At 48.7% G+C, this 22971-nt stretch carries 15 protein-coding genes, 3 tRNA genes and 3 rRNA genes; 6 read left to right on the forward strand and 15 right to left on the reverse strand.

The window, feature by feature from the left end; translation table 11 throughout:
• Window positions 1-24 precede the first annotated feature (24 nt).
• Entirely contained in the window at window positions 25-1254 is a 1230-nt protein-coding gene (locus RFF05_RS07590; protein WP_409969758.1) for an argininosuccinate synthase, read from the reverse strand.
• 160 nt (window positions 1255-1414) lie between these two features.
• Window positions 1415-2776 (reverse strand): class II fumarate hydratase, encoded by a 1362-nt coding sequence (gene fumC, locus RFF05_RS07595; RefSeq protein ID WP_409969759.1) that lies wholly within the window; start codon window positions 2774-2776, stop codon window positions 1415-1417.
• Between the two features lie 214 nt (window positions 2777-2990).
• On the opposite strand from fumC, the gene trkA reads away from it, so the two are divergent.
• Entirely contained in the window at window positions 2991-4352 is a 1362-nt protein-coding gene (gene trkA, locus RFF05_RS07600; protein ID WP_409969760.1) for a Trk system potassium transporter TrkA, read from the forward strand.
• Between the two features lie 12 nt (window positions 4353-4364).
• On the forward strand, window positions 4365-5816 hold the full coding sequence (locus RFF05_RS07605; protein WP_409969761.1) for a TrkH family potassium uptake protein: 1452 nt from the start codon (window positions 4365-4367) through the stop codon (window positions 5814-5816).
• Between the two features lie 120 nt (window positions 5817-5936).
• Here the strand turns inward: RFF05_RS07605 and RFF05_RS07610 are convergent, their stop codons facing one another.
• Window positions 5937-6068, reverse strand: a complete 132-nt coding sequence (locus RFF05_RS07610; RefSeq protein WP_409969762.1) for a hypothetical protein — start codon at window positions 6066-6068, stop codon at window positions 5937-5939.
• A 209-nt stretch (window positions 6069-6277) separates the two neighbouring features.
• Here RFF05_RS07610 and RFF05_RS07615 point away from each other — a divergent pair, with 209 nt between their 5' ends.
• A complete protein-coding gene (locus RFF05_RS07615) occupies window positions 6278-6499 on the forward strand; it encodes a hypothetical protein (protein WP_409969763.1) in 222 nt (73 codons plus the stop codon).
• 294 nt (window positions 6500-6793) lie between these two features.
• Here RFF05_RS07615 and RFF05_RS07620 read toward each other — a convergent pair whose 3' ends face one another.
• The 12 genes from RFF05_RS07620 to RFF05_RS07675 all read right to left on the reverse strand — a co-directional run bounded on the left by RFF05_RS07620 (window position 6794) and on the right by RFF05_RS07675 (window position 20205).
• Window positions 6794-8554 carry an ammonium transporter gene (locus RFF05_RS07620; RefSeq protein WP_409969764.1) on the reverse strand — a complete coding sequence of 587 codons (1761 nt, stop codon included), beginning with the start codon at window positions 8552-8554 and terminating at the stop codon, window positions 6794-6796.
• Between the two features lie 355 nt (window positions 8555-8909).
• Window positions 8910-9794, reverse strand: a complete 885-nt coding sequence (locus RFF05_RS07625) for a radical SAM protein (RefSeq protein WP_409969765.1) — start codon at window positions 9792-9794, stop codon at window positions 8910-8912.
• A gap of 65 nt (window positions 9795-9859) precedes the next feature.
• A complete protein-coding gene (locus RFF05_RS07630; RefSeq protein WP_409969766.1) occupies window positions 9860-10240 on the reverse strand; it encodes a hypothetical protein in 381 nt (126 codons plus the stop codon).
• Window positions 10241-10746: 506 nt separating this feature from the next.
• Window positions 10747-10862, reverse strand: a 5S ribosomal RNA gene (gene rrf, locus RFF05_RS07635).
• Window positions 10863-10933: 71 nt separating this feature from the next.
• A tRNA-Lys gene (locus RFF05_RS07640) sits at window positions 10934-11009 on the reverse strand.
• 147 nt (window positions 11010-11156) lie between these two features.
• A 23S ribosomal RNA gene (locus RFF05_RS07645) occupies window positions 11157-13997 on the reverse strand.
• A 387-nt stretch (window positions 13998-14384) separates the two neighbouring features.
• Window positions 14385-14461 (reverse strand) — tRNA-Ile (locus RFF05_RS07650).
• Between the two features lie 37 nt (window positions 14462-14498).
• A tRNA-Ala gene (locus RFF05_RS07655) sits at window positions 14499-14574 on the reverse strand.
• Between the two features lie 120 nt (window positions 14575-14694).
• Window positions 14695-16223, reverse strand: a 16S ribosomal RNA gene (locus tag RFF05_RS07660).
• Together the 16S, 23S and 5S rRNA genes with 3 tRNA genes alongside form the textbook arrangement of a ribosomal RNA operon.
• A gap of 1009 nt (window positions 16224-17232) precedes the next feature.
• Window positions 17233-17376: a hypothetical protein gene (locus tag RFF05_RS07665; RefSeq protein WP_409969767.1), complete on the reverse strand. Its 144-nt coding sequence runs from the start codon at window positions 17374-17376 to the stop codon at window positions 17233-17235.
• Between the two features lie 518 nt (window positions 17377-17894).
• On the reverse strand, window positions 17895-19424 hold the full coding sequence (locus RFF05_RS07670) for a sodium/proline symporter (protein WP_409969768.1): 1530 nt from the start codon (window positions 19422-19424) through the stop codon (window positions 17895-17897).
• A gap of 178 nt (window positions 19425-19602) precedes the next feature.
• Entirely contained in the window at window positions 19603-20205 is a 603-nt protein-coding gene (locus RFF05_RS07675) for a TetR/AcrR family transcriptional regulator (RefSeq protein WP_409969769.1), read from the reverse strand.
• A gap of 179 nt (window positions 20206-20384) precedes the next feature.
• On the opposite strand from RFF05_RS07675, the gene dapF reads away from it, so the two are divergent.
• The 3 genes from dapF to RFF05_RS07690 all read left to right on the forward strand — a co-directional run bounded on the left by dapF (window position 20385) and on the right by RFF05_RS07690 (window position 22906).
• A complete protein-coding gene (gene dapF / locus RFF05_RS07680; protein WP_409969770.1) occupies window positions 20385-21230 on the forward strand; it encodes a diaminopimelate epimerase in 846 nt (281 codons plus the stop codon).
• A 45-nt stretch (window positions 21231-21275) separates the two neighbouring features.
• A complete protein-coding gene (locus tag RFF05_RS07685; RefSeq protein WP_409969771.1) occupies window positions 21276-22523 on the forward strand; it encodes a dicarboxylate/amino acid:cation symporter in 1248 nt (415 codons plus the stop codon).
• 65 nt (window positions 22524-22588) lie between these two features.
• Entirely contained in the window at window positions 22589-22906 is a 318-nt protein-coding gene (locus tag RFF05_RS07690) for a hypothetical protein (RefSeq protein ID WP_409969772.1), read from the forward strand.
• Window positions 22907-22971 lie beyond the last annotated feature (65 nt).

Genomic DNA, 22971 nt, shown 5'->3' on the forward strand with positions numbered 1-22971 from the left:
TTGCCCCCGCCGTCCTCTTGTATTTTATTGGTTCTTCAACAGGCCTTGTTCCAGCATAGCGTGGACGGTGGTGGGCAGGCCCCACAGGTTGATGAAGCCGCCAGCATCAGCTTGGTTGTAATCGCTTTCACCGAAGGTGCAGATTTCTTCAGAATACAGAGAGTAGGGAGAAGAAATGGCAGACTTGATGATGTTGCCCTTGTACAGCTTCAGCTTCACGGTGCCAGTCATGTTCTTTTGGGTTTCGGTGACAAAGGCGCTCAGTGCTTCACGCAGAGGGGTGTACCATTGACCGTTGTACAGCAATTCTGCAAAGCAGATGGACAGCTCTTGCTTTTTGTGAGCGGTCATTTTGTCAAGGCACAGGGTTTCCAGTGCTTGGTGTGCTTTGTAGAGGATGGTGCCACCGGGGGTTTCGTACACGCCACGGCACTTCATGCCAACGAGACGGTTTTCCACGATGTCCAGCAGGCCGATGCCGTTTTTACCGCCGATGTCGTTCAAATCCCAGATGATGTCGGTGGCGGATTTCTTCACGCCATCGATGGCAACGGGCACACCTTGTTCAAAGTCGATGGTCACATAGGTAGGCACGTCGGGTGCGGTGATGGGAGAGACGCCCATTTCCAAGAAGCCTTCTTTTTCGTACATGGGTTCGTTGGTGGGGTCTTCCAAATCCAGACCTTCATGGGACAGATGCCACATGTTCTTGTCTTTGGAGTAGTTGGTTTCACGGCTGATTTTCAGAGGCACTTTGTGGGCTTCTGCGTAGTCAATTTCTTCGTCACGGCTCTTGATTTCCCATTCACGCCAAGGGGCAATGATGGTCATGTCGGGAGCGAAACGCTTGATGGCCAGTTCAAAACGAACTTGGTCGTTGCCCTTACCGGTGCAACCGTGGACAATGGCGTCGCAATTGTTAGCCTTGGCGATTTCCACCAGACCCTTGCCGATGATGGGGCGAGCGAAGGCAGTACCCATCAGGTATTCTTCGTAGATAGCACCAGCTTGCACAGAGGGGATGATGATTTCATCCACCATGGCTTCTGTCAAGTCCATGGCGTAGTATTCGTCGGCGCCAGTGGCCAGAGCCTTGGCTTCCAGACCTTCCAGTTCGTCCATTTGACCCACGTTGCCAGCAACGGCAATGATGTAGGGGTTGTTGTAGTTTTCTTTCAACCAGGGGATGATGATGGAGGTGTCCAAACCGCCAGAATAAGCCAGTACGACTTTCTTAATTTCTTTCTTAGCCATGATGTATTCTCCTTATTAAATGGTAATTACTTACCTATTGTTTTTTGACACACTCATTATACAACCATTTTGTATATTTATGCAACTAGCAAGTTGCACAATATTTCAGGAAATTTATGAACATTTTTGCATATTTGGATGATATTTCCTAAGGGTGGCCTTAGACCATCTTCTCTGGACGGACAATTTCATCGAATTCTTCGGCGGTGAGCAGACCCAGCTCTAACACCATGTCTTTCAGGCTACAGCCTTTATGCAACGCAGATTTTGCAATATACGCTGCTTGTTCGTAGCCCAGCTTGGGTGCCAAACAAGTGACCAACATAAGGGAATTGTTGAGATTTGCGGTCATTTTCTCCTCTACAGGGGTCAAACCATCCACGCAGAAGGTGCGCAAGGAGTCCATGCAGTCAGCAAGGAGTCTTGCAGATTGAATAAAGTTGTATGCAGACACGGGTAAAAATACATTCAATTGGAAATTCCCTTGGGAGGCTGCCACACCGATGGCTGTGTCGTTGCCCATGACCTGCACCGCCACCATAGTCACCGCTTCACATTGGGTGGGATTGACTTTACCGGGCATGATAGAGCTACCGGGCTCGTTTTCTGGAATGTGAATTTCCCCCATACCGCAACGGGGGCCAGAGGCCAACCAACGGATATCGTTGGCAATTTTCATCAAGTTGCAAGCCAGCGCTTTCAGCGCCCCATGGACGGCCACCAAGCTGTCTTTACTGGTGAGGGCATGGAACTTGTTGGCATCGGGGGTGAAGTGAATTTCGTTGGCCTTTGTGATAGCATTGATGTGACCGCAGACCATGGCATCAAAGCCGTGGGGCGCGTTCAAACCAGTGCCCACAGCCGTGCCCCCAATGGCCAACTGTGCCAAGGTTGGCAGTAGTGCTTCTAGCAAGGTGCAAGGGGTTTCCACCAATGTACGCCAACCAGACACTTCTTGGGCGAAGCGGACAGGGGTGGCATCTTGCAGGTGGGTGCGCCCGATTTTGATGATATCAGGATACGCCTCTTCAATGGTTTTAAAGGCGGCGGCCAAGCGTTTGGCGCTGGGGAGCACCTGCTCGGTCACTGCCAAAACCGCCGCAATGTGCAAGGCAGAGGGATAGGTATCGTTAGAGCTTTGAGAGGCATTCACATGGTCATTGGGATGCAAGGGGGTTCCTTTTTCTTCGGCAATGTGGGCAATTACCTCATTGACGTTCATGTTGGTTTGGGTGCCAGAGCCAGTTTGCCAGACGGATAAGGGGAACTCCCCTGCCCACTGTCCTGCTCGGATTTCGGTGCAGGCGGTGGCGATGGCCGCGGCTTGTTCAGCACTCAGTTTCCCTACGTCGCCATTGGCCAAGGCGCAGGCCTGTTTCAAAACCGCAAAAGCGCGGATGATTTCCACTGGTTGAATCTCATCCCCAATGGCAAAATGGTGTAAACTCCGTTGGGTTTGGGCGCCCCAATAATGTTCTGCTGGCACTTCAATTTCACCCATGGTGTCATGTTCAATACGCATGGACTGCTGTCCTCCTAATTGTTCATAAGTTGTTAATCTTATTATATAGTGTAAAAGCCTTTCTTGCAAGAGGTAATATCTTTGTCACACCCACTATTTTCACAAAAAAACGGAAAAATTCACACATTTTTCTTGCCATTCCTACACCATCTGCTATAATATAAAGCATACCCAATTACAAATTGGATGTAAAAGAAAAAGGAGAATTTCACTTGTGAAAATCATCGTTGCAGGGGTCGGAAAAGTCGGCACCTCTATCGCCAAACAACTCTCAGCCGAAGGCTATGATTTAACCTTGATTGACACCAATCAAACCTTGCTCAACGACTTGGTTGAACGCTACGATGCCATCGGTGTGCAGGGTAACTGCGCCTCTATGCCCACGCTTTTAGAAGCTGGGGTCATGGAAGCCGATTTGCTCATTGCCTCTACCAGTGCTGACGAGCTGAATTTGCTGTGCTGTATGACAGCGCAAGGCATCAACAAAAACCTCCAAACCATTGGTCGCATTCGCAACCACGAATACACCGATCAAGTCTATGGCATGATTGACGTGTTTGCCCTTTCGTTGGTGGTGAACCCAGAAAAGCAAGCCGCAAGAGAAATTGAACGGTTGATTCGCTTCCCTGGCTTCTTCCGCCGCGAAACCTTTGCCAAAGGGCGGGTGGAAATCGCTGAATTGCGTATCGATAAAAATAGTCGCCTATGCGACGTGTCTTTGATGGACTTTAACAGCATCCTCAAAACCAAGGTGCTGGTGTGCGCCGTTGTCCGTAACGGGGAAGCCATCATCCCCCACGGTATGTTTGTGCTCAAAGCTGGCGACCGTGTGTTCACCACTGGTTCCACCGAAGCTCTGAGCTCCCTGCTGAAAAATCTTGGCATCATCACCCGTAAAGTCCGTCGTATTTTGCTTTGCGGTGGCGGTCGGGTCAGCCGTTACTTTGCCCAAGCTATGGCAAAAACTGACGTGTCCATCTCCATCATCGAGCAAAATCGTCAACGCTGTGAAGAATTGGCTGAAATCCTGCCAAATGCCCATATTATTTTAGGGGATGCCAGCTCACAATCTGTGCTCCAAAAACAACATTTAGACGAATGTGATGCCCTCATCAGTTGTACTGGTATGGATGAGCTAAACATGATTATCTCCATGATGGCAAAAAGTCAAGGGGTGCCTCATGTGATCACCAAGCTGAGTCGTTTGGAAACAGGCGCCATGATTTTTGATTCACTGGATGTGGGCAGCGTGGTTTGCCCGAAGGAACAATGCTGTAGCACCGTGGTGCGCTATGTCCGTGCCATGGAAAATCAAGCTGGTGCCGCCGTTTCTGTCCACCCCATTGCCGACGGCAAGGCCGAAGCGTTGGAGTTTATTGTAGACAGCGATACCTTGCACCGCGGAGAACCCTTGAAAGACATCACCTTGCGGCAAAACACCATCATCGCCGCCATCACCCGTGGTTCTAAAACGGAGCTACCCCAAGGCCACTCCACCTTCCAAACTGGGGATGTGGTCATTGTGGTCTCCAGCGGTGATCACGTAATCCATCAGCTCAACGACATCTTCCGATAATTGAGGGTAGTCATGAATTATAAATTGATGGGGCGTTTTATCGCCCAAATTTTAGCGGTAGAAGCCGCCTTTATGTCTCCAGCACTGGCCTTGGCCCTCTGGGACAAAGACTATCAAGTGGCCAACAGCTTTTTAATCACCATTGTCCTAACTTTAGGTTGCGCTTTGGCGTTGCATTTGGCTTGCAAGAAAACCAAAGCAGGCTTTTATGCCAAGGAAGGCTTGGTTTGCGTGGGTTTGAGTTGGATTGTCATGGGTGTGATGGGGTGCTTGCCCTTTGTCATCTCTGGCGCCATCCCCTCTTTCATCGACGCCTTGTTTGAAACCGTGTCTGGCTTCACCACCACAGGGGCCTCCATCCTAACGGAAATCGCCAGCTTACCACGGGCTATTCTCTATTGGCGTAGCTTCACCCACTGGTTGGGTGGCATGGGTGTGTTGGTGTTTTTGTTGGCAGTGGCCCCTGGCTCTGGCCGAAAAGATGGCTTTTCCATGCACTTACTCCGTGCAGAAAGCCCTGGTCCAGACGTAGGGAAATTGGTGCCTCGTATGCGCCAAACTGCCATGATTTTGTACAAGCTATACATTTTAATCACCGTGCTCAATGTGGTGTTTCTCCTGTTGGGCGGTCTGCCATGGTTCGACTCAATCTGTACCGCCTTCGGCACCGCTGGCACAGGTGGATTCGCCATCAAAAATGACTCCATCGCTGGTTACAGCCCTTATATCCAAAATGTATGCACCGTGTTTATGCTGCTCTTTGGCATGAACTTCACCTGCTATTACCTCATGCTTCTACGGCAATTTAAAACCATTTTCCGTGACGAAGAAGTACGGATGTATCTGGGCATCGTAGTGGCTTCCATCGCCTTGATTGCATGGAATATCCGTGGTATGTACGACACCTTGGAAGAAACGGTGCGCCATGCTGCCTTCCAAGTGGCCAGTATCATGACCACCACTGGCTTTGCCACAACCGACTTCGATTTGTGGCCGTCTTTTTCCAAAGGGATTTTACTGTGCCTTATGCTCATCGGTGCCTGCGCTGGTAGCACGGGTGGTGGCTTCAAATGCGGTCGTGCACTATTGGTATTTAAAGGCCTCAAACGCAACATCAATCAAGTCATCAATCCCCAACGGATTGAAGTGGTACGTAACAACAACCACCGTGTCAACGAACGGGTTTTGGATAATACCAACGCGTACCTTGCTGCTTATATGTGCATTATGATTGTCAGTTTCTTGGTGATTTCTTTAGATGGTTTTTCCTTGACTACCAACATTTCCGCCGTGGTGGCCTGCTTTAATAATATCGGCCCTGGCTTTGAAATGGTGGGCGCCACTGGCAACTATTCCGCCTTCAGCGGGCTGTCTAAGGTTACCTTGATCATCATCATGCTGGCTGGTCGACTGGAGATTTTCCCCATTTTAGCACTCCTATCCTACAAGACTTGGAAAAATTAATAACAGAAAAAAACACCATCACAAACCTGTGATGGTGTTTTTTTCGACCTTTTTCTTTACAATAGGTTATATTGTGCTTTTATTATACAATATGTATTCGATTTTTCCATCTGTAATCTGTCATTGGAGCGTCAATCCCCCGAAAAACACATCGAAGGATTCCACACGATACACCTGTTTCAATGCCAACAAAACACTGATTTTTACGCTATATTTGCCTTGTTCCATTTTCGCCATAATATCACCCGTCATGGGAATCCCCATTGTGCTGCCACTTGCCCTTGGGTAAGCCCTTGTTGCCTGCGTAGCCGTTGTAGATTATCTCCTATGGAAATATCCTGCTTCAATCCACTTGCCATTGTTTTTCCTCCAATTACTCTGGATAAATAGATCCTGCTATTGATTTTACATCAGACAGTATGTTGTAATCGGATAAATACATCCAGTTTGGAGGAATTACCATGCACAACGCAGACAGTCAATCCACATTCATCAAAAAATCAATGGAATGGGTTTTCGCTCATGTGGCATTGGCAAAATGGATTTGCAACCCTGACGAGCCGATTTCACAAGAAGACCTAAAAGCAGAACTAGAAAGGGCAATTTTGACCCAAGACTATGCCTATTATGGATTGTTGATGTATCAACAGGAATTACGACACCCCCTCATAATTGTACCCTAAGCGGACGGACGCCCAATGGGCGCCCCTACGACGGTTCACCGATGGATGGTGAAAGGGAATAGGTTATAGAGCCCAAAAAACCTCCCCTTAGAGCCCAAAAAACCTCCCGAGACGGGAGGCTTTTTGGGTAGAAAAGAGAAGTATATTTCAAACACCTGTAAGTTATGCGTCTTACAAAGCATCGAAATCTGAGATTACTTCACGGAAACGCGCTTATGGGTTTCTCGTGAAAAGAGAACCATTTCAAACACCTGTAAGTTATGCGTCTTACAAAGCATCGAAATCAAAGGGGAATTATGCGTCTTGCAGAGCGTCGAAATCTTGAGCGCCAGTGCGGACACGGATGACGTGTTCCACATTGTACACAAAGATTTTACCATCGCCGATGTGGCCAGTGTAGAGTGCCTTCTTAGCGGTTTCAACCACCAAGGAAACAGGCAGCTTGCAAACCACGATGGAGATTTGCACCTTGGGATGGAGAGAAGCTTCCATCTTAACACCACGGTAGTATTCGGTGGCACCCTTTTGTTCGCCACAGCCCAGCACGTTGGTGCAGGTCATGCCAGTGATACCGATTTCAAAGAGAGCATTTTTCAATGCGTCAAAGCGAGTTTTGCTGCAAATAATGTCAATGCGAGTCATCTTGTCGCCAGAAGCAGACACAGGCACAGCATCTGTTTCAGTTGGGGTAACCAATTCCACAGGCACAGCCTCCCGTACAGGTGTAGTCCCAGTGACAGGAGTCTCATCACCAATGACAGACTCAACAGCCACAGCAAAGTCAGCGTAAGCGTTGACCAGACCATGTTCGGTCACGTCCAGACCTTCCAATTCTTCTTGCTTGCTGACGCGCAAGCCCATGGTCTTATCAATGGCAGTGAACACGATAGACATGGTGATGGTAACCCAGATGATGACAGCCACAACACCAATGGTTTGGACAATCAATTGTGCAGCGCCACCGCCGTAAACCAGACCCAAACCAGTGCCAGCAGTCAGGACATCCATGTCAGAGTAGGGATCAAAGTACGCAAACACACCCACCAGAATGGTACCGATTGCGCCACACATACCGTGGACGCCAACAGCACCGACGGGGTCGTCGATTTTCAGCTTTTGGTCAACAAATTCAACACCGAACACCACCACGAAACCAGCGATGATACCAATGATGGCAGAACCAGTGACAGTAACAGTGGAACAGCCAGCGGTGATGGCCACCAAGCCAGCCAGAATACCGTTCAAGGTCATGGACACGTCAGGTTTTTTATAGCGGATCCAAGTGATAACCATGGCAGTGATGGCAGCCGTAGCAGCGGCCATGTTGGTGGTGACGAAGATACGACCCACGTTGTTGGTCAAGCCTTCGATACCCAAAGAAGAAGCAGGGTTGAAGCCGAACCAGCCGAACCACAGCAGGAACACACCCAAGCAACCCAAGGTAATGGAGTGACCGGGGATTGCACGTGCATTGCCATTTTTGTCATACTTGCCAATACGAGGCCCAAGGATTTTAGCACCGATGAGAGCGGCCACACCGCCCACCATGTGCACCACGGTAGAACCAGCGAAATCATGGAAACCATAAGCACCCAAAGAAGACCACATACCATCGGCAGTACCGAGGGTTGCCAGCCAACCGCCACCCCAGATCCAGTGACCAGAGATAGGATACACCAGAGCAGACAGGCAAACAGAATAAACCAAGTAAGATTTAAATTGGGTACGTTCTGCCATAGCACCAGAGACAATGGTAGCAGAGGTGGCACAGAACACAGTTTGGAAAATCAAAGAAGTCCAATCGGTGTCAGCGGCAGCGGATACGCCGAAGCAACCAAACCAACCGGGGATTAACTCAGTGGTACCATACATGATGGAAAAACCCATCAGCCAATAGACCAGCGTACCACAGCAGAAGTCCATGACATTTTTCATGCAGATGTTACCTGCATTTTTTGCTCTCGTAAAGCCAGCTTCCACCATTGTGAACCCAGCTTGCATGATAAAGACCAGTGCGGCACCAAGCAGTACCCATAAAGTATCAACAGCGCTCATTGTTTCTTCCTCCTCTTGCATTTCGCAAATAAAAAAAGGGCAAGGATGACAAAGAGGGTTTCGCTCCCTCTTTGGCGTCCTTGCCAAATCTATGGATAAACAATATCACTAAATTTGCATACCGTCAACTGTCACATTGCACAAATAATGAACGAATTGTGACCACGTTTTTTCTGAGAGGTAGTACTTTGCGCTTTTGCCATCATTTTCATATATATGGTAAAAATACGCAGTCTGCTAAAAAACAGACTCAAATCATATAATTTATCACCAGATAATACCATAATTCGACTTTCTCTCTTTCATTTTCACAAGGGGCAATCTTTGCTCACATTGCACAAAGAGTATTATCATTTTAACGCACACCTTCCAAATTGAAATCAGGCGTATAGGCCGTGGTGGCAGAATTTTTATCTTGTGTATATCCTTGAAACCCATAATCCATGGCTACATCCACCACTTGCTGATACTCAAATGTGGTGAGACGACGTTGCAAATTCTTATTTTCTCCGTGATAAAACTCTGGCGTATACTGGCGCATCAAGCTTAGCAATATATCAGTCTTATCAAAATGCGTGCCCAACCAGTGAACGATATCCTTAGAGTCTTGTCGCGTGCCGGGAAGCACCAAAAGCCGCACCATAATCCCTTGCTGCAAAATGCCATCCGTCCCCAGTCTATACGGCCCTGTTTGGCGGAACATCTCCAAAATGGCTTGACTCGTCACAGAAAAATAATTTTCAGCAGCTGCATATTCTTTGGAAAGTTCTGGACTTTTATATTTGAAATCTGGCAAATACACATTCACTAGCCCCTCCAATTGTCTCAGTGCTACCACAGTTTCATAGCCGCTGGTGTTGTATACCACGGGAATGAACAACTGTGGTTTCACGCGCTCCAACGCCTGTACAATCTGACTGCTGTATTGAGTGGGACTCACCAAATTTAAGGTTTGTGCCCCTTGTTCTTGTAACTCCAAACAGATATTCGCCAGTCGCTCCACAGTGATTTCCGCACCAAAATTATCTTGACTGATTACGTGATTTTGACAAAATACACAGCGAAGAGGACACCCAGAAAAGAAAATCGCACCCGACCCATGCTGCCCACTGATGCAAGGCTCTTCCCCAAAGTGAAGCATCGCTCTGGCAATTTTCATCTGTCCACCACCGCCACAATAGCCCATCTGCTGTTGGCGGTCAACGTTGCACTGGCGTGGACAGAGCATACATGGTTCCATAGTCATCCCTCCTTTATACAATGAAAAACCCATGACTCCAAGAAGCCACGGGTTTGTTGCTAGTTTTAAAATAAACTAAATACGAAATTTGATAACATGCCCAGCACTACCATCGCTACATTCCAGACCACCACGGCAATGATGATTTTGCGCAAGCAACCTTTGGCTTGGGCTGGATCCGCCTGTTGTTGGTTGGTTCTTTTAGGCGATGCTTCATAGCGCTTAGGTGGAACAGGACGGTTCGGCGCTTGGTTTGCATGGCCTGTAGCGGTTTTTTTCCGTTGAAACAAAACTTTTTCAGGTTCGTCGTCTTCCAACTTCACCGCAACACGTTCACGGTCAAAGCTATAGTCCTCTGCTTGGTTAAATGCGCCGCAATGAGGGCAAAAAGCATCCCCAGCCCAATTATATTTGCGTTTACACTCATGGCACCGAATAACAATCATACTGCAACCCTCCTTGTTTTTCTCCATTGTACCCTGTTTTCCTCAAAAAGGCAATGGCAATCGCTAAATTTGACTGATAAATCATAACTTACACAGACTCTTTCACAGAACATCCGCGAAGCAGATGCGGCACGGTAGCACCACTATCCAACGCCACCAATCAATACCGCCATCACACCCGAGGCACCCAGAGAAATCGTATTATCATTCCGCAACATACCACAAGACGAAGCCCGACAGAATACTTCTCATTAAATCAGGCCACTGGGTGCCATTCAAGAGACCCAAGCACCCCAACAATGAACCCCCGTAAAAGCCCCTTTTTTCACTCGCTCGCAAGCGCCGTGAAAAAATCGTTTTTTGATTCTTTTGTCGAGACAAAAAGAACGTCCCACCGGCAGGTGACCGCCCCATAGGGGCAAAAAGAACACCCGTCTGGCAAGACACCATCTATCTCTCAAAATGACGCAAAAAAACCGACTTGCTTTTGCAAATCGGTTTCTCTGTGTGAGCGTTATCTATCTTCCCAGGCCGTCGCCAGCCAAGTATTGTGGACAGAAATGAGCTTAACTACTGTGTTCGGAATGGGAACAGGTGGACCCTCATCCTAATAAACACTCACTATTGAATTGTTTGACCGCTTTAGCTGTCGCCCTGGTGTAATTCACATGAATTACACCAGAACAATCTGCTTGGTGCACCTTCACGGATTCGAACCGGGGACCCACTGATTAAGAGTCAGTTGCTCTACCAACTGAGCTAAAGGTGCGGATCAATTAAAGTAATAAGTAAGAGTGAATAGTGAAAAAGTTGTTCCACCGCCACATTTGCTTATTACAGTTGAAGAAATATACCTTCAAAACCGAACACTGTATCAATTTATTGCTATGAATAAGGCTATTGCCTGCATATATTGTAGGTCAAGCCCTCGGACTATTAGTACCAGTCAGCTACACACATTACTGCGCTTCCACCTCTGGCCTATCAAACAGGTAGTCTTCCTGTGTCCTTACTCCATAAAGGATGAGAGATCTAATCTTGAAGGGAGTTTCACGCTTAGATGCCTTCAGCGTTTATCTCGTCCGTACGTAGCTACCCAGCTATGCCCTTGGCAGAACAACTGGTGCACCAGAGGTACGTCCAACCCGGTCCTCTCGTACTAAGGTCAGCTCTCCTCAAATCTCTTACGCCCGCAACAGATAGGGACCGAACTGTCTCACGACGTTCTGAACCCAGCTCGCGTGCCACTTTAATCGGCGAACAGCCGAACCCTTGGGACCGAATACAGCCCCAGGATGTGACGAGCCGACATCGAGGTGCCAAACCTCCCCGTCGCTGTGGACGCTTGGGGGAGATCAGCCTGTTATCCCCAGGGTAGCTTTTATCCGTTGAGCGATGGCACTTCCACTTGCATACCACCGGATCACTAACTCCAACTTTCGTTACTGCTCGACCTGTCAGTCTCGCAGTTAGGCTCGTTTATGCGTTTACACTCAATGCACGATTTCCGTCCGTGCTGAACGAACCTTTGAGCGCCTCCGTTACATTTTAGGAGGCGACCGCCCCAGTCAAACTGCCCGCCTAACAGTGTCCCCCGACCGGATTCACGGCCGCAGGTTAGAAAATCAGTAATTCAAGAGTGGTATCCCACCAGCGACTCCATTTAACCTGACGGCTAAACTTCTCAGTCTCCCACCTATCCTGTACATGAATCACCAATTTCCAGTATTAAGCTGCAGTAAAGCTCCATGGGGTCTTTCCGTCTAGTTGCGGGTAACTGGCATCTTCACCAGTACTACAATTTCGCCGGGCGGGCTGTTGAGACAGTGCCCAAATCATTACGCCTTTCGTGCGGGTCAGAACTTACCTGACAAGGAATTTCGCTACCTTAGGACCGTTATAGTTACGGCCGCCGTTTACCGGGGCTTCAATTCAAACCTTCGCTTGCGCTAAGCTCTCCTCTTAACCTTCCGGCACCGGGCAGGCGTCAGCCCATATACGTCATCTTTCGATTTAGCATAGACCTGTGTTTTTGGTAAACAGTTGCTTGGGCCTATTCACTGCGGCCTCTTTCGAGGCTCCCCTTATTCCGAAGTTACGGGGTCAATTTGCCGAGTTCCTTAACAACCCTTCTCCCGTTGGCCTTAGGATTCTCTCCTCATCTACCTGTGTCGGTTTGCGGTACGGGCACCTTAGCATACACCAGAGCTTTTCTCGCCTCCATATTCATCGACTTCCCTACTATATTTCGGTCCCTTACGCCCAGCGCAACCAACGGCTGGGTTCGACTAGTCTGAAGTGTCCTTCTGGTTTAAGTGTTCGGTGGCGACGGAATTTCTACCGTCTGTGCATCGACTACGCCTTTCGGCCTCGCCTTAGCTCCCGGCTTACCTTGGGCGGACGAACCTTCCCCAAGAAACCTTAGATTTTCGGCCATTATGATTCCCACATAATTCTCGCTACTCATTCCGGCATTCTCACTTCTGTACAGTCCACCGCTGCTTACGCTACGACTTCACCCCGTACAGAACGCTCCCCTACCACTACACTTACGTGCAATCCTAAGCTTCGGTTATACACTTAGCCCCGTTACATTTTCCGCGCAGAATCACTCGACCAGTGAGCTATTACGCACTCTTTTAATGTATGGCTGCTTCTAAGCCAACATCCTGGTTGTTTTCGCAACTCCACATCGTTTTCCACTTAGTGTATATTTGGGACCTTAGCTGTAGGTCTGGGCTGTTTCCCTTTTGACAATGAAACTTATCTCACACTGTCTGACTGCCAACCATCAATTATCCGGCATTCGGAGTTTGATAGAGTTCAGTAAGCTTATCGCCCCCTAGCTCATTCAGTGCTCTACCTCCGGTAATCTAAGTTAACGCTAGCCCTAAAGCTATTTCGGGGAGAACCAGCTATCTCCGAGTTCGATTGGAATTTCACCGCTACCCACAAGTCATCCGCCACCATTGCAACGGGGGTCGGTTCGGTCCTCCATGGCATTTCACTGCCACTTCAACCTGCTCATGGGTAGGTCACCCGGTTTCGGGTCTATAGCAACTAACTTCATACGCCCTATTCAGACTCGCTCTCGCTACGGCTCCGCTACTTAATAGCTTAACCTTGCTAGTTACCATAACTCGCCGGACCGTTCTACAAAAAGTACGCCATCACCCATTAACGGGCTTTGACTGCTTGTAAGCACAAGGTTTCAGGTTCTTTTTCACTCCCCTTCCGGGGTCCTTTTCACCTTTCCCTCACGGTACTGCTTCTCTATCGGTCACTGAGTAGTATTTAGGCTTGGAGGGTGGTCCCCCCATATTCCCACCGGGTTTCACGTGTCCGGCGGTACTCTGGATACTGACTAATTAACATCGGTTTTCGGATACGGGTCTCTCACCCTCTGTGGATGGCCTTCCCATGCCATTCTCCTAACCTAGTTAACCGTTATGTCAGTCCAAACCCCAGTGAATAAATCCACTGGTTTGGCCTCTTCCGCGTTCGCTCGCCACTACTTACGGAATCTCTGTTGATGTCTTTTCCTCGTCCTACTTAGATGTTTCAGTTCAGACGGTTCCCCACGTACACCTATTTTATTCAATGCACGTTACATGGATATTGTCCATGTGGGTTTCCCCATTCGGAAATCTGCGGATCAAAGGATATTTGCTCCTACCCGCAGCTTATCGCAGCTTATCGCGTCCTTCATCGGCTCTCAGTGCCAAGGCATTCCCCTTGCGCTCTTTTTAGCTTGACCAATCGAAAACTAAGCTGATATCTCAGTTAGATTTCGTTCTTTCGAATTATGCAGGCAATCAAAAAGTTTTTTGTTTGAAGTTTTTTTGCTTTCGCAAATCCGCTTCCGTTGAAATTGTAATGTGTTACCCTCATCTTTTCAGATGTTGTTCCACAATTAAATAATATCTTAACTAAAATTCTCTGTATGTTTTAATTAAATCAAAACACGCAGAACCTTTCTGTTGCCTTACTTTTACTTTAATTTGATACAATGTTCAGTTTTCAAGGTACATTCTTTAGTCATCTTTCGACAACTCAGAGCATAAATGCTCATTGAAATTCTCTCTGTTGAAAAAATTTCAATCAACACTTATTTCTTATTCACTATTACTTATTACTTTAAAAGTGGTGGGCCTAGATGGACTCGAACCATCGACCTCACGATTATCAGTCGTGCGCTCTAGCCAGCTGAGCTATAGGCCCATATGGTGGAGATATCGTTGTCTACCACCAGTTTTATTGGTGGAGAATAACGGGATCGAACCGTTGACCTCCTGAATGCAAATCAGGCGCTCTCCCAGCTGAGCTAATCCCCCAGACTAAGCACCGCTCTAGCGTGTGCCCTCTAAATTAAACAATGTAACAACTTCAAAGCTCAACGGCTGACCTTAGGACGTTACAAGAGAAGTCAATTTCATCTCTCGAAGTCTCCTTAGAAAGGAGGTGATCCAGCCGCACCTTCCGATACGGCTACCTTGTTACGACTTCACCCTAATTATCGAACCCACCTTCGGCCGCGCCCTCCTTACGGTTAGGCTACGGACTTCGGGTGTTCCCGACTCTCATGGTGTGACGGGCGGTGTGTACAAGGCCCGGGAACGTATTCACCGCGGCATGCTGATCCGCGATTACTAGCGATTCCGACTTCATGCAGGCGAGTTGCAGCCTGCAATCCGAACTGAGACGGCTTTTAGGGGTTCGCTCCACATCGCTGTATTGCATCCCTCTGTTTACCGCCATTGTATTACGTGTGTAGCCCAGGACATAAGGGGCATGATGATTTGACGTCGTCCCCACCTTCCTCCGTTTTGTCAACGGCAGTCTCGCTAGAGTGCTCTTGCGTAGCAACTAACAATAGGGGTTGCGCTCGTTGCGGGACTTAACCCAACATCTCACGACACGAGCTGACGACAACCATGCACCACCTGTCTCTACTTTCCCCGAAGGGCACCTGATGTATCTCTACTTCGTTAGTAGGATGTCAAGTCCTGGTAAGGTTCTTCGCGTTGCTTCGAATTAAACCACATAATCCACCGCTTGTGCGGGCCCCCGTCAATTCCTTTGAGTTTCAACCTTGCGATCGTACTCCCCAGGTGGGATACTTATTGTGTTAACTGCGGCACGCAGGGGGTCAGTCCCCGCACACCTAGTATCCATCGTTTACAGCGTGGACTACCAGGGTATCTAATCCTGTTTGCTCCCCACGCTTTCGCGCCTCACCGTCAGTTGTCGTCCAGTAATCCGCCTTCGCCACTGGTGTTCTTCCTTATATCTACGCATTTCACCGCTACACAAGGAATTCCGATTACCTCTCCGACACTCAAGAAAAGCAGTTTCAAATGCAGTTTGGAGGTTGAGCCTCCAGATTTCACATCTGACTTGCCTTCCCGGCTACACGCCCTTTACACCCAGTAAATCCGGATAACGCTTGCCACCTACGTATTACCGCGGCTGCTGGCACGTAGTTAGCCGTGGCTTATTCATCAAGTACCGTCTTCTACTCTTCCTTGATAAAAGAAGTTTACAACCCGAAAGCCTTCTTCCTTCACGCGGCGTTGCTGGGTCAGACTTGCGTCCATTGCCCAATATTCCCCACTGCTGCCTCCCGTAGGAGTCTGGGCCGTATCTCAGTCCCAATGTGGCCGGTCAACCTCTCAGTCCGGCTACTGATCGTCGCCTTGGTAGGCCATTACCCTACCAACTAGCTAATCAGACGCGAAGCCATCTTTCAGCGATAAATCTTTGGTACTCGAGCCATGCGACCCAAGCACATTATGCGGTATTAGCAGTCGTTTCCAACTGTTGTCCCCCTCTGAAAGGCAGGTTCTTCACGCGTTACTCACCAGTCCGCCACTGTCCTCTACTTCAATTGACCGAAGTCTCTATCCACAGATTCTCGTTCGACTTGCATGTGTTAAGCACGCCGCCAGCGTTCATCCTGAGCCAGGATCAAACTCTCAATAAAATGGTATTTAAAGAGACCGTAGTCTCATCAAATCAGTTTATCAAGCTTTTGCTAGCTTAATTAGTTTTTTTATAGTTACCTCAGTCCTGCAGAGAATTGACTAATCCGCAGTTTCGTTCGCACAACCAAACTCTTGTCGGGCAACTTTCCGGTGTGTTGTAATTACTCACAACACTTACCGTTGGTGCTTTAAAAATTTTTGTTACATTGTTTAATTTACAAGGTACACGCCGACGTTTCCGTTCAGCGGAGTGTTATCATTATACCAGAACCAGAACCGTTTGTCAAGAACTTTTTTTCAAAAGTTTTGAACCAGAAGTTCGTGTTCGGTTTTGACGACTTGATTATTCTATCATAATCAACACCGTTTGTCAAGAACTTTTTTCAACTTCTTTTCGGAAGTTTTTGAAGTTTTCGACGGTCAGGTGAACTTGAACCGAAGCTCTCGTTCGTCGCTGACAACTTTTATATCATACCAGATACATGGCTGTTTGTCAAGAACTTTTTTCGAATTCTCAAAGGAAAGAGAAAAGCTTTCGACGCCTGTCGCAGCACCTTTTGGGCAACCGCTCGAGACAGCTTAGTTAGAATACCACGGCATTCGATAAAAGTCAACACTTATTTTCAGTTTTTTGCAAGTTTTTTCTGATATGGAAAATGGTGGATGGGTTTGGGGTAGGTTTGCCGTGAAAACGGCGGTTTTTCCCCCTTCGGGGGTGTCCTGCGGACGGCTTTGCCCCCTTCGGGGTGTCCTGCGGACGGCTTTGCCCCCTTCGGGGCGGACCACTGCCGTGGGGGCATTCTTTTTGTATCGACAAAAAGAATCAAAAAACGATTTTTTCACGACGACTGCGGTCGAGTGAAAAAAGGGGCTTTATGCGAGGGCTCATCGCTGGGGTGCTTTGGTCTTTTGAACGGCACCGAGTGGCCTGATTTGACGCGAAGTATTCTTTCGGGCTTCGCCCTGATGGGGAGATGCGGTTGAGATGGTGCCATTTCTTTGGCGTGCCTAGGGTGTGGGTATGGTATAGGTTGGTGGCGCTGGGTAATACGGGCGACCACAGGTCGCCCGTACAGGGAACACCATTGCATACAAGCCAAGCTGACCGCAGGTCAGCGCCCACCCAGCGCCACCGCACCAACCGACGTCCACAATCTAAGGCACCTCAAATGCGTGTTCCCATGTCATCGTACGATAAACGTGCGGCAGCAATCAGCGTTGGTTCGCGTATCCCACACGATAAGCCGAACGGATGTGAGCCAGATGCCCCAATAGCACCGCACCCACTCACACTTACAATCCGTATACAATGGGAGCACGTGAGACAGATGACCACGCGTGGTCATCTGCCACGTGTAAGATTTTTGGTTACTTTGCATCTTTGCAAAGTAACGCCCGCGCGGCGAGCGCCCCCCACGGAGTGGGAAGGAGTCCATCAAAAGAGAATTCCCACAGGGTGAAGCAAATTGCAATCGATTTCCACGGGCGGCTAATAGCCGCCCCTACAAGGGTCGGGGGCGAAGAAAGCCCGCGCGGCAGCATCCTCCACAGCAGTGGGAGAAAGTGTATCTAACAAGAACTCCCTCAGGGTGAAGATATTAAATCAATCTACATAGACAAAAAAAGAGAGGGTTTCCACCCCTCTCTTACTATATTATATGGTATAACCCTTACATCTTGCTCACTGCATCGAATTCAGCTTTGATTTCAGCAGAGGGCGCCGCGGTAGCCAAGCTGACCACCACGATGGCTACGAATGCCACGATGAAGGCAGGCAATAGTTCGTAGATATTCCACACGCCGCCCATAGGACGCACCATGTACTTCCACGCAAAGACCATGATGCCGCCAGCAACCAAGCCAGCGATGGCACCTTCTTTGTTGCAACGCTTCCAGAACAGAGACATTAGCATAACTGGGCCAAAGGTGGCGCCGAAGCCTGCCCATGCAAAAGAAACAATATCAAACACAGAGCTGTTGGGATCGCTTGCCAAGAACATAGCCACAACTGCAATCACCAGCACGGTGGCACGGGCAGCCATCAATTGTTGCTTTTCGGTCATTTTCACACCGAAACATTCGCTCAGCAAGTTTTCAGACACACCAGAAGCAGCGGTCAACAATTGGGAGTCAGAGGTGGACATGGTGCAAGCCAAAATACCTGCCACCACAACACCTGCAATCAATGCAGGGAAAACGCCATAGGTAGACAAAAGACCAGCCAACTTCACCACGATGGTCTCAGAATCAGAGCCTTCCAGCACGGCAATGGCGCCCACTTTGGACACAGAATAGCCGATGATACCGATGAAAATAGCCACAAACATGGCAATGACCACCCACACAGATGCCACGCGACGGGACAGCGCCAACTTATTTTCATCTTCAATGGCCATAAAGCGCAATAAGATGTGGGGCATACCAAAGTAGCCCAAACCCCAAGCCATGGTGGAGACAATGGTGATGGGACCATAGGCAGAAGAAGTCAAAGTGGTGGGATCATGGATTTCAATCATAGACAGATAGCCCACCAACTGGTTGGCGTTGTCCATCACCACATCCAAGCCGCCAGCCACGCTGATACCAAAGAACACCATGACAATCATAGCGATGCTCATGACAATGCTTTGGATAAAGTCAGTGGTAGAGGCAGCCAAAAAGCCACCCAAGGCGGTGTATGCCACGATAACAATGGCAGAAACAATCATAGCCGTCATGTAATTGATGCCGAAAATGCTGTTGAACAGCTTGCCGCAAGCAGCAAAGCCAGAGGCTGTGTAAGGGATGAAGAAAATCAAAATGACAGCGGCAGAAATGCCAGTCAAAATATGCGCGCTGTCGTGGAACCGCTTAGCAAAAAACTCAGGAATGGTGATGGCGTCAATGTGATGGCTGTACAAGCGAATCCGCTTTGCCACCAAAAGCCAGTTTAAATAAGTACCGATGCCAAGGCCGATGGCAGTCCAACCTGCGTCAGAAATACCGTACAGATACGCCACGCCGGGCAAACCCATCAACAGCCAGCCGCTCATGTCAGAGGCTTCGGCACTCATGGCGGTCACCAAGGGCCCCAGCTTACGGCCACCTAGGTAGAAGTCGTCAGAAGTGTTGGTTTTCTTGGAAAACCGCAGGCCAATGCCCACCATCATCGCCAAATACAAGGCGATGGTTACCAAGATGCAAATATTTTCTGTTGTCATGATCAAATGTGCTCCTTTTTCTTTCAATTCTTGAGCAGTATATCACATTTTAAACCAGAATGAAATACAGAACAGTGTATAGAATTAGTTCTATACACTGTTCTGTATTTAATCGTATACCCACTGATGTCACAAGCTTTTTCTAATTGTACAACCAGTTATACAAAAGACAAGCAATTCAAGGATGACCTTCTGTGGAAAGCGCATAAGTTTTCAAAAAACTGGGTGTCATTTTATCGCTGTAATCCACCAGAGAATAATCTCCTTCACACAGACACCAATCGTACAAAAGGGCACGTTCCCATAAGGCATAGCCTTTGACAATTTCATTGGCCGTCATATCTTGGCGCAATTGTTCTGCCTTTTGACCCTCTACCACCGTTTGGCGCAGTAGCTTAAAATACAATCGCGAGCGGTCTAGCAAATGCTTCTCGCCCCGTGCCAACAGCTGGGTAGCCAACAATCTGCTGAGCAAATCGATGGACACACGGTCTTCAATCATAGCAAAGAGCTCATGGTTCAGGTACATCAGCTTCTCCATGGCAGACAAATCTGGATTCATGGTTTCCATCAAAACCGCATATTGCTCATCAAATACATTGGATAACGTGCCTAAAAGAGCGTCTTTCCCTCGAAAATAATGATAAAATGAGCCTCGAGATGTTTCAGATTCATAGATAATATCCTCAATGCTCGTGTGGTCATAGCCTTGCTCATAAAACAACTTCCAAGCGGCGGCGATGATGCGCCCTTTGGTATTTCGTGCAGATTTCTTTGGCATAAGCACCCTCCTTGCCTACTTTTTGTCTTCAGTGTACCACAGGCAAGGATTTTGTGCAAATAAATTGCCAAATTCCCTGTCTTTTTGATACAATCCATGTTTTTCCCAAAACTGCTATTGCACATCTTTCGTTTCCTTGTTATAATAAAAGTAATCAACTAACGCACGGAGGAATCCCTTTGAATTTTTGGAAAATGAATGGCGCTGGCAATGATTTTATCATGCTCGACAACATCGCCAGTCCCCTACCCACCACCGATTATCCTGCTTTGGCACGACTTCTGTGTGAACGACATCTGTCCATCGGCGCTGACGGCTTGATGGTCATCGACCACCCCACAGAAGGTGGCGACTACAAAATGCGCTTTTACAACTCCGATGGCTCCATCGGAGAAATGTGTGGCAACGGCGCGCGGTGCATTTGCCGCTATGGCTATGAAACCGCTCTTGCTGGCCAGACCCAACGGGTGGAAACCACCGCTGGCATGATCACAGGTCATCGCATCGATGCACGCAACTACTGCATACAATTAAATAGTGTTACCACCATGGAACTAGACTTCCCCATGGACGTGGACGGCACCACCTATCAAGCTTGCTACATTGAGTTGGGTAACCCTGGACTTCCCCACGTGGCAGTGGAAGTCCCCAATTTAAAAGACCAAGACGAAAATTGGCTCCGTGAATTGGGGCGCAAGCTCCGTTGGCACCAGTCTTTACGCAAGGGCGCCAACGTGAATTTCTACGAAATTCTCGCTCCTGACCACCTGTACGAACGCACCTTCGAGCGTGGCGTGGAAGATTTCACCTACGCTTGCGGCACTGGCACTGGGTCTGTAGTCTCGGCGCTGACGCTACAAGGCAAAGTGTCTGGCAATCATGTGACCGTGGACATGGTGGGCGGTCGATTGTTCATCGATGCACCCATGGTAGACGGCACACTGACCCAACTACACCTCACTGGTCCCACCAATATTGTTGCAAAAGGCCAAGTCACTGACGAAGACTTGTGCCTTGCAAAATAAAATTCCCCTGTGTGTATGGAATCCAATAAAAAAAGGAGAAAAAGTATGAAGAAAACATCTCTAAAAGAATCCTACGGCCTGTTAGCTTTGATGATGGGTGGCATGATTCTCGGTACCATCGTGGGTGCCATGTGGCCTGGTGCCACCATGTTCAAGCCCTTGGGGCAAATTTTCATCAACCTGATGTTCTGCATCGTCATCCCTATGGTGTTCGCCTCTATCTCTAGTGCCGTGGCTAACATGAAAAACCGCAAGCGTGCCGGTAAAATTCTAGGTACCACCGTGGCTACCTTTGTGGTCACTGGTCTGTTCGCTGGTGCCGTCATGTTCATCCTCGTGAAAATCTTCCCACCTGTGCTCACCCCTTGGCAAGGTCTAGAAGCTGTTGAAATGTCTGCCGCCTCCTCTGTAGGTGATTTGATTGTAGGCTTCTTCACCGCTGAAAACTTTGTCACCTTGATCGGGCCCAGTTCCATGTTGCCCTTGATTGTCTTCTCTGTGCTGTTTGGCCTGAGCGTCAATCTGGCTGGTGAATCTGGCGCTATGGTGGCACGCGGCTTGGAATCTGTCACCGCTTGTATGTTGCAAATGGTGAAAATCGTCACTTACTACGCTCCCATCGCCTTCTTCGGTATTTTCGCAAATCTGGTGGCAACCTACAGCGCAGAAGTCATCTCTGACTATGCCCGTGCACTGCTGCTGTACTATCCCCTGTGCTTTGTCTACATCTTCACCGCATGGCCCCTGTTCGCATGGATTGGTGCTGGCAAGTTGGGCGTGAAAACCATGATGCAAAACATTGCTCGCCCTGCCGTTACCTCTCTGGGCACCTGCTCCTCTGTGGCTACCATCCCCACCAACATGGAAGTGGCCAACAAAACCGGTATCCCCAAGGACGTGTCTGAAATGGTGTTGCCTCTGGGTGCCACCATGCACATGGACGGCTCTTGCTTCTCCTGCGTGCTGAAAATCACCTTCTTGTTCGGCGTGTTCGGCAAGGATTTGGGCATTGAAAACTTCTTTATGATTATGCTGGTCGCTGTGCTGTCCTCTGTGGGCATGAGCGGTGTTCCCGGCGGCGGTTACATCGGCGAACTGATTATGTGCTCCATTTTCTTCCCCGACCAAATCGCATTTGCTTATCCCATCGCCGTGGTCATCGGCAACTTGGTTGACCCCCCTGCAACCATGATCAACTCCGCTGGCGACTATGTGGTCTCCTTTATGGTGGCCCGCGTGGTGGACGGCAAAGACTGGCTGGAAAAAGCTGTCGCTGCCAAAGAAGCAGAATAATTTCACCCAACAAGACAGGGGATTGGCAGTGCCAATCCCCTGTCTTTGTAACCTTTGGAGGTATTATGAATATCAAACTTCTCATTGACCCCACAAAGCGCACCAATCCACCTGCCTACACCCAAGACAGTGCTGCTGACTTGGTGTCGTGGTATCAATCCGCCGTAAACAGTGGTCAAACCATGGTGCCCAGTGCAGATTGCGGAAATAGCTCTCTTTCCAACATGGCATCGGTGGTGCTCCGTGCCATTGTGGATAGCCAGCCTGCGCAAGAGGTGACCATCGTCTGCCGTGACGGAGCAGAGGCCAAGGTATACGCTCAAATGTACAACTTCTGGTTCGCTGGCACCAAGGCAGAACGGTTGGAAGTGGAAGAGGATTAAAAAACGGCGAGGGCAAGCCCCCGCCCTACGGTACTACTTCTTTGTGTAGGGCGGGGGCTTGCCCC

It is taken from the genome of Bengtsoniella intestinalis, from assembly GCF_039719005.1.
Lineage (GTDB): Bacteria > Bacillota > Clostridia > Oscillospirales > Oscillospiraceae > Oscillibacter > Oscillibacter intestinalis.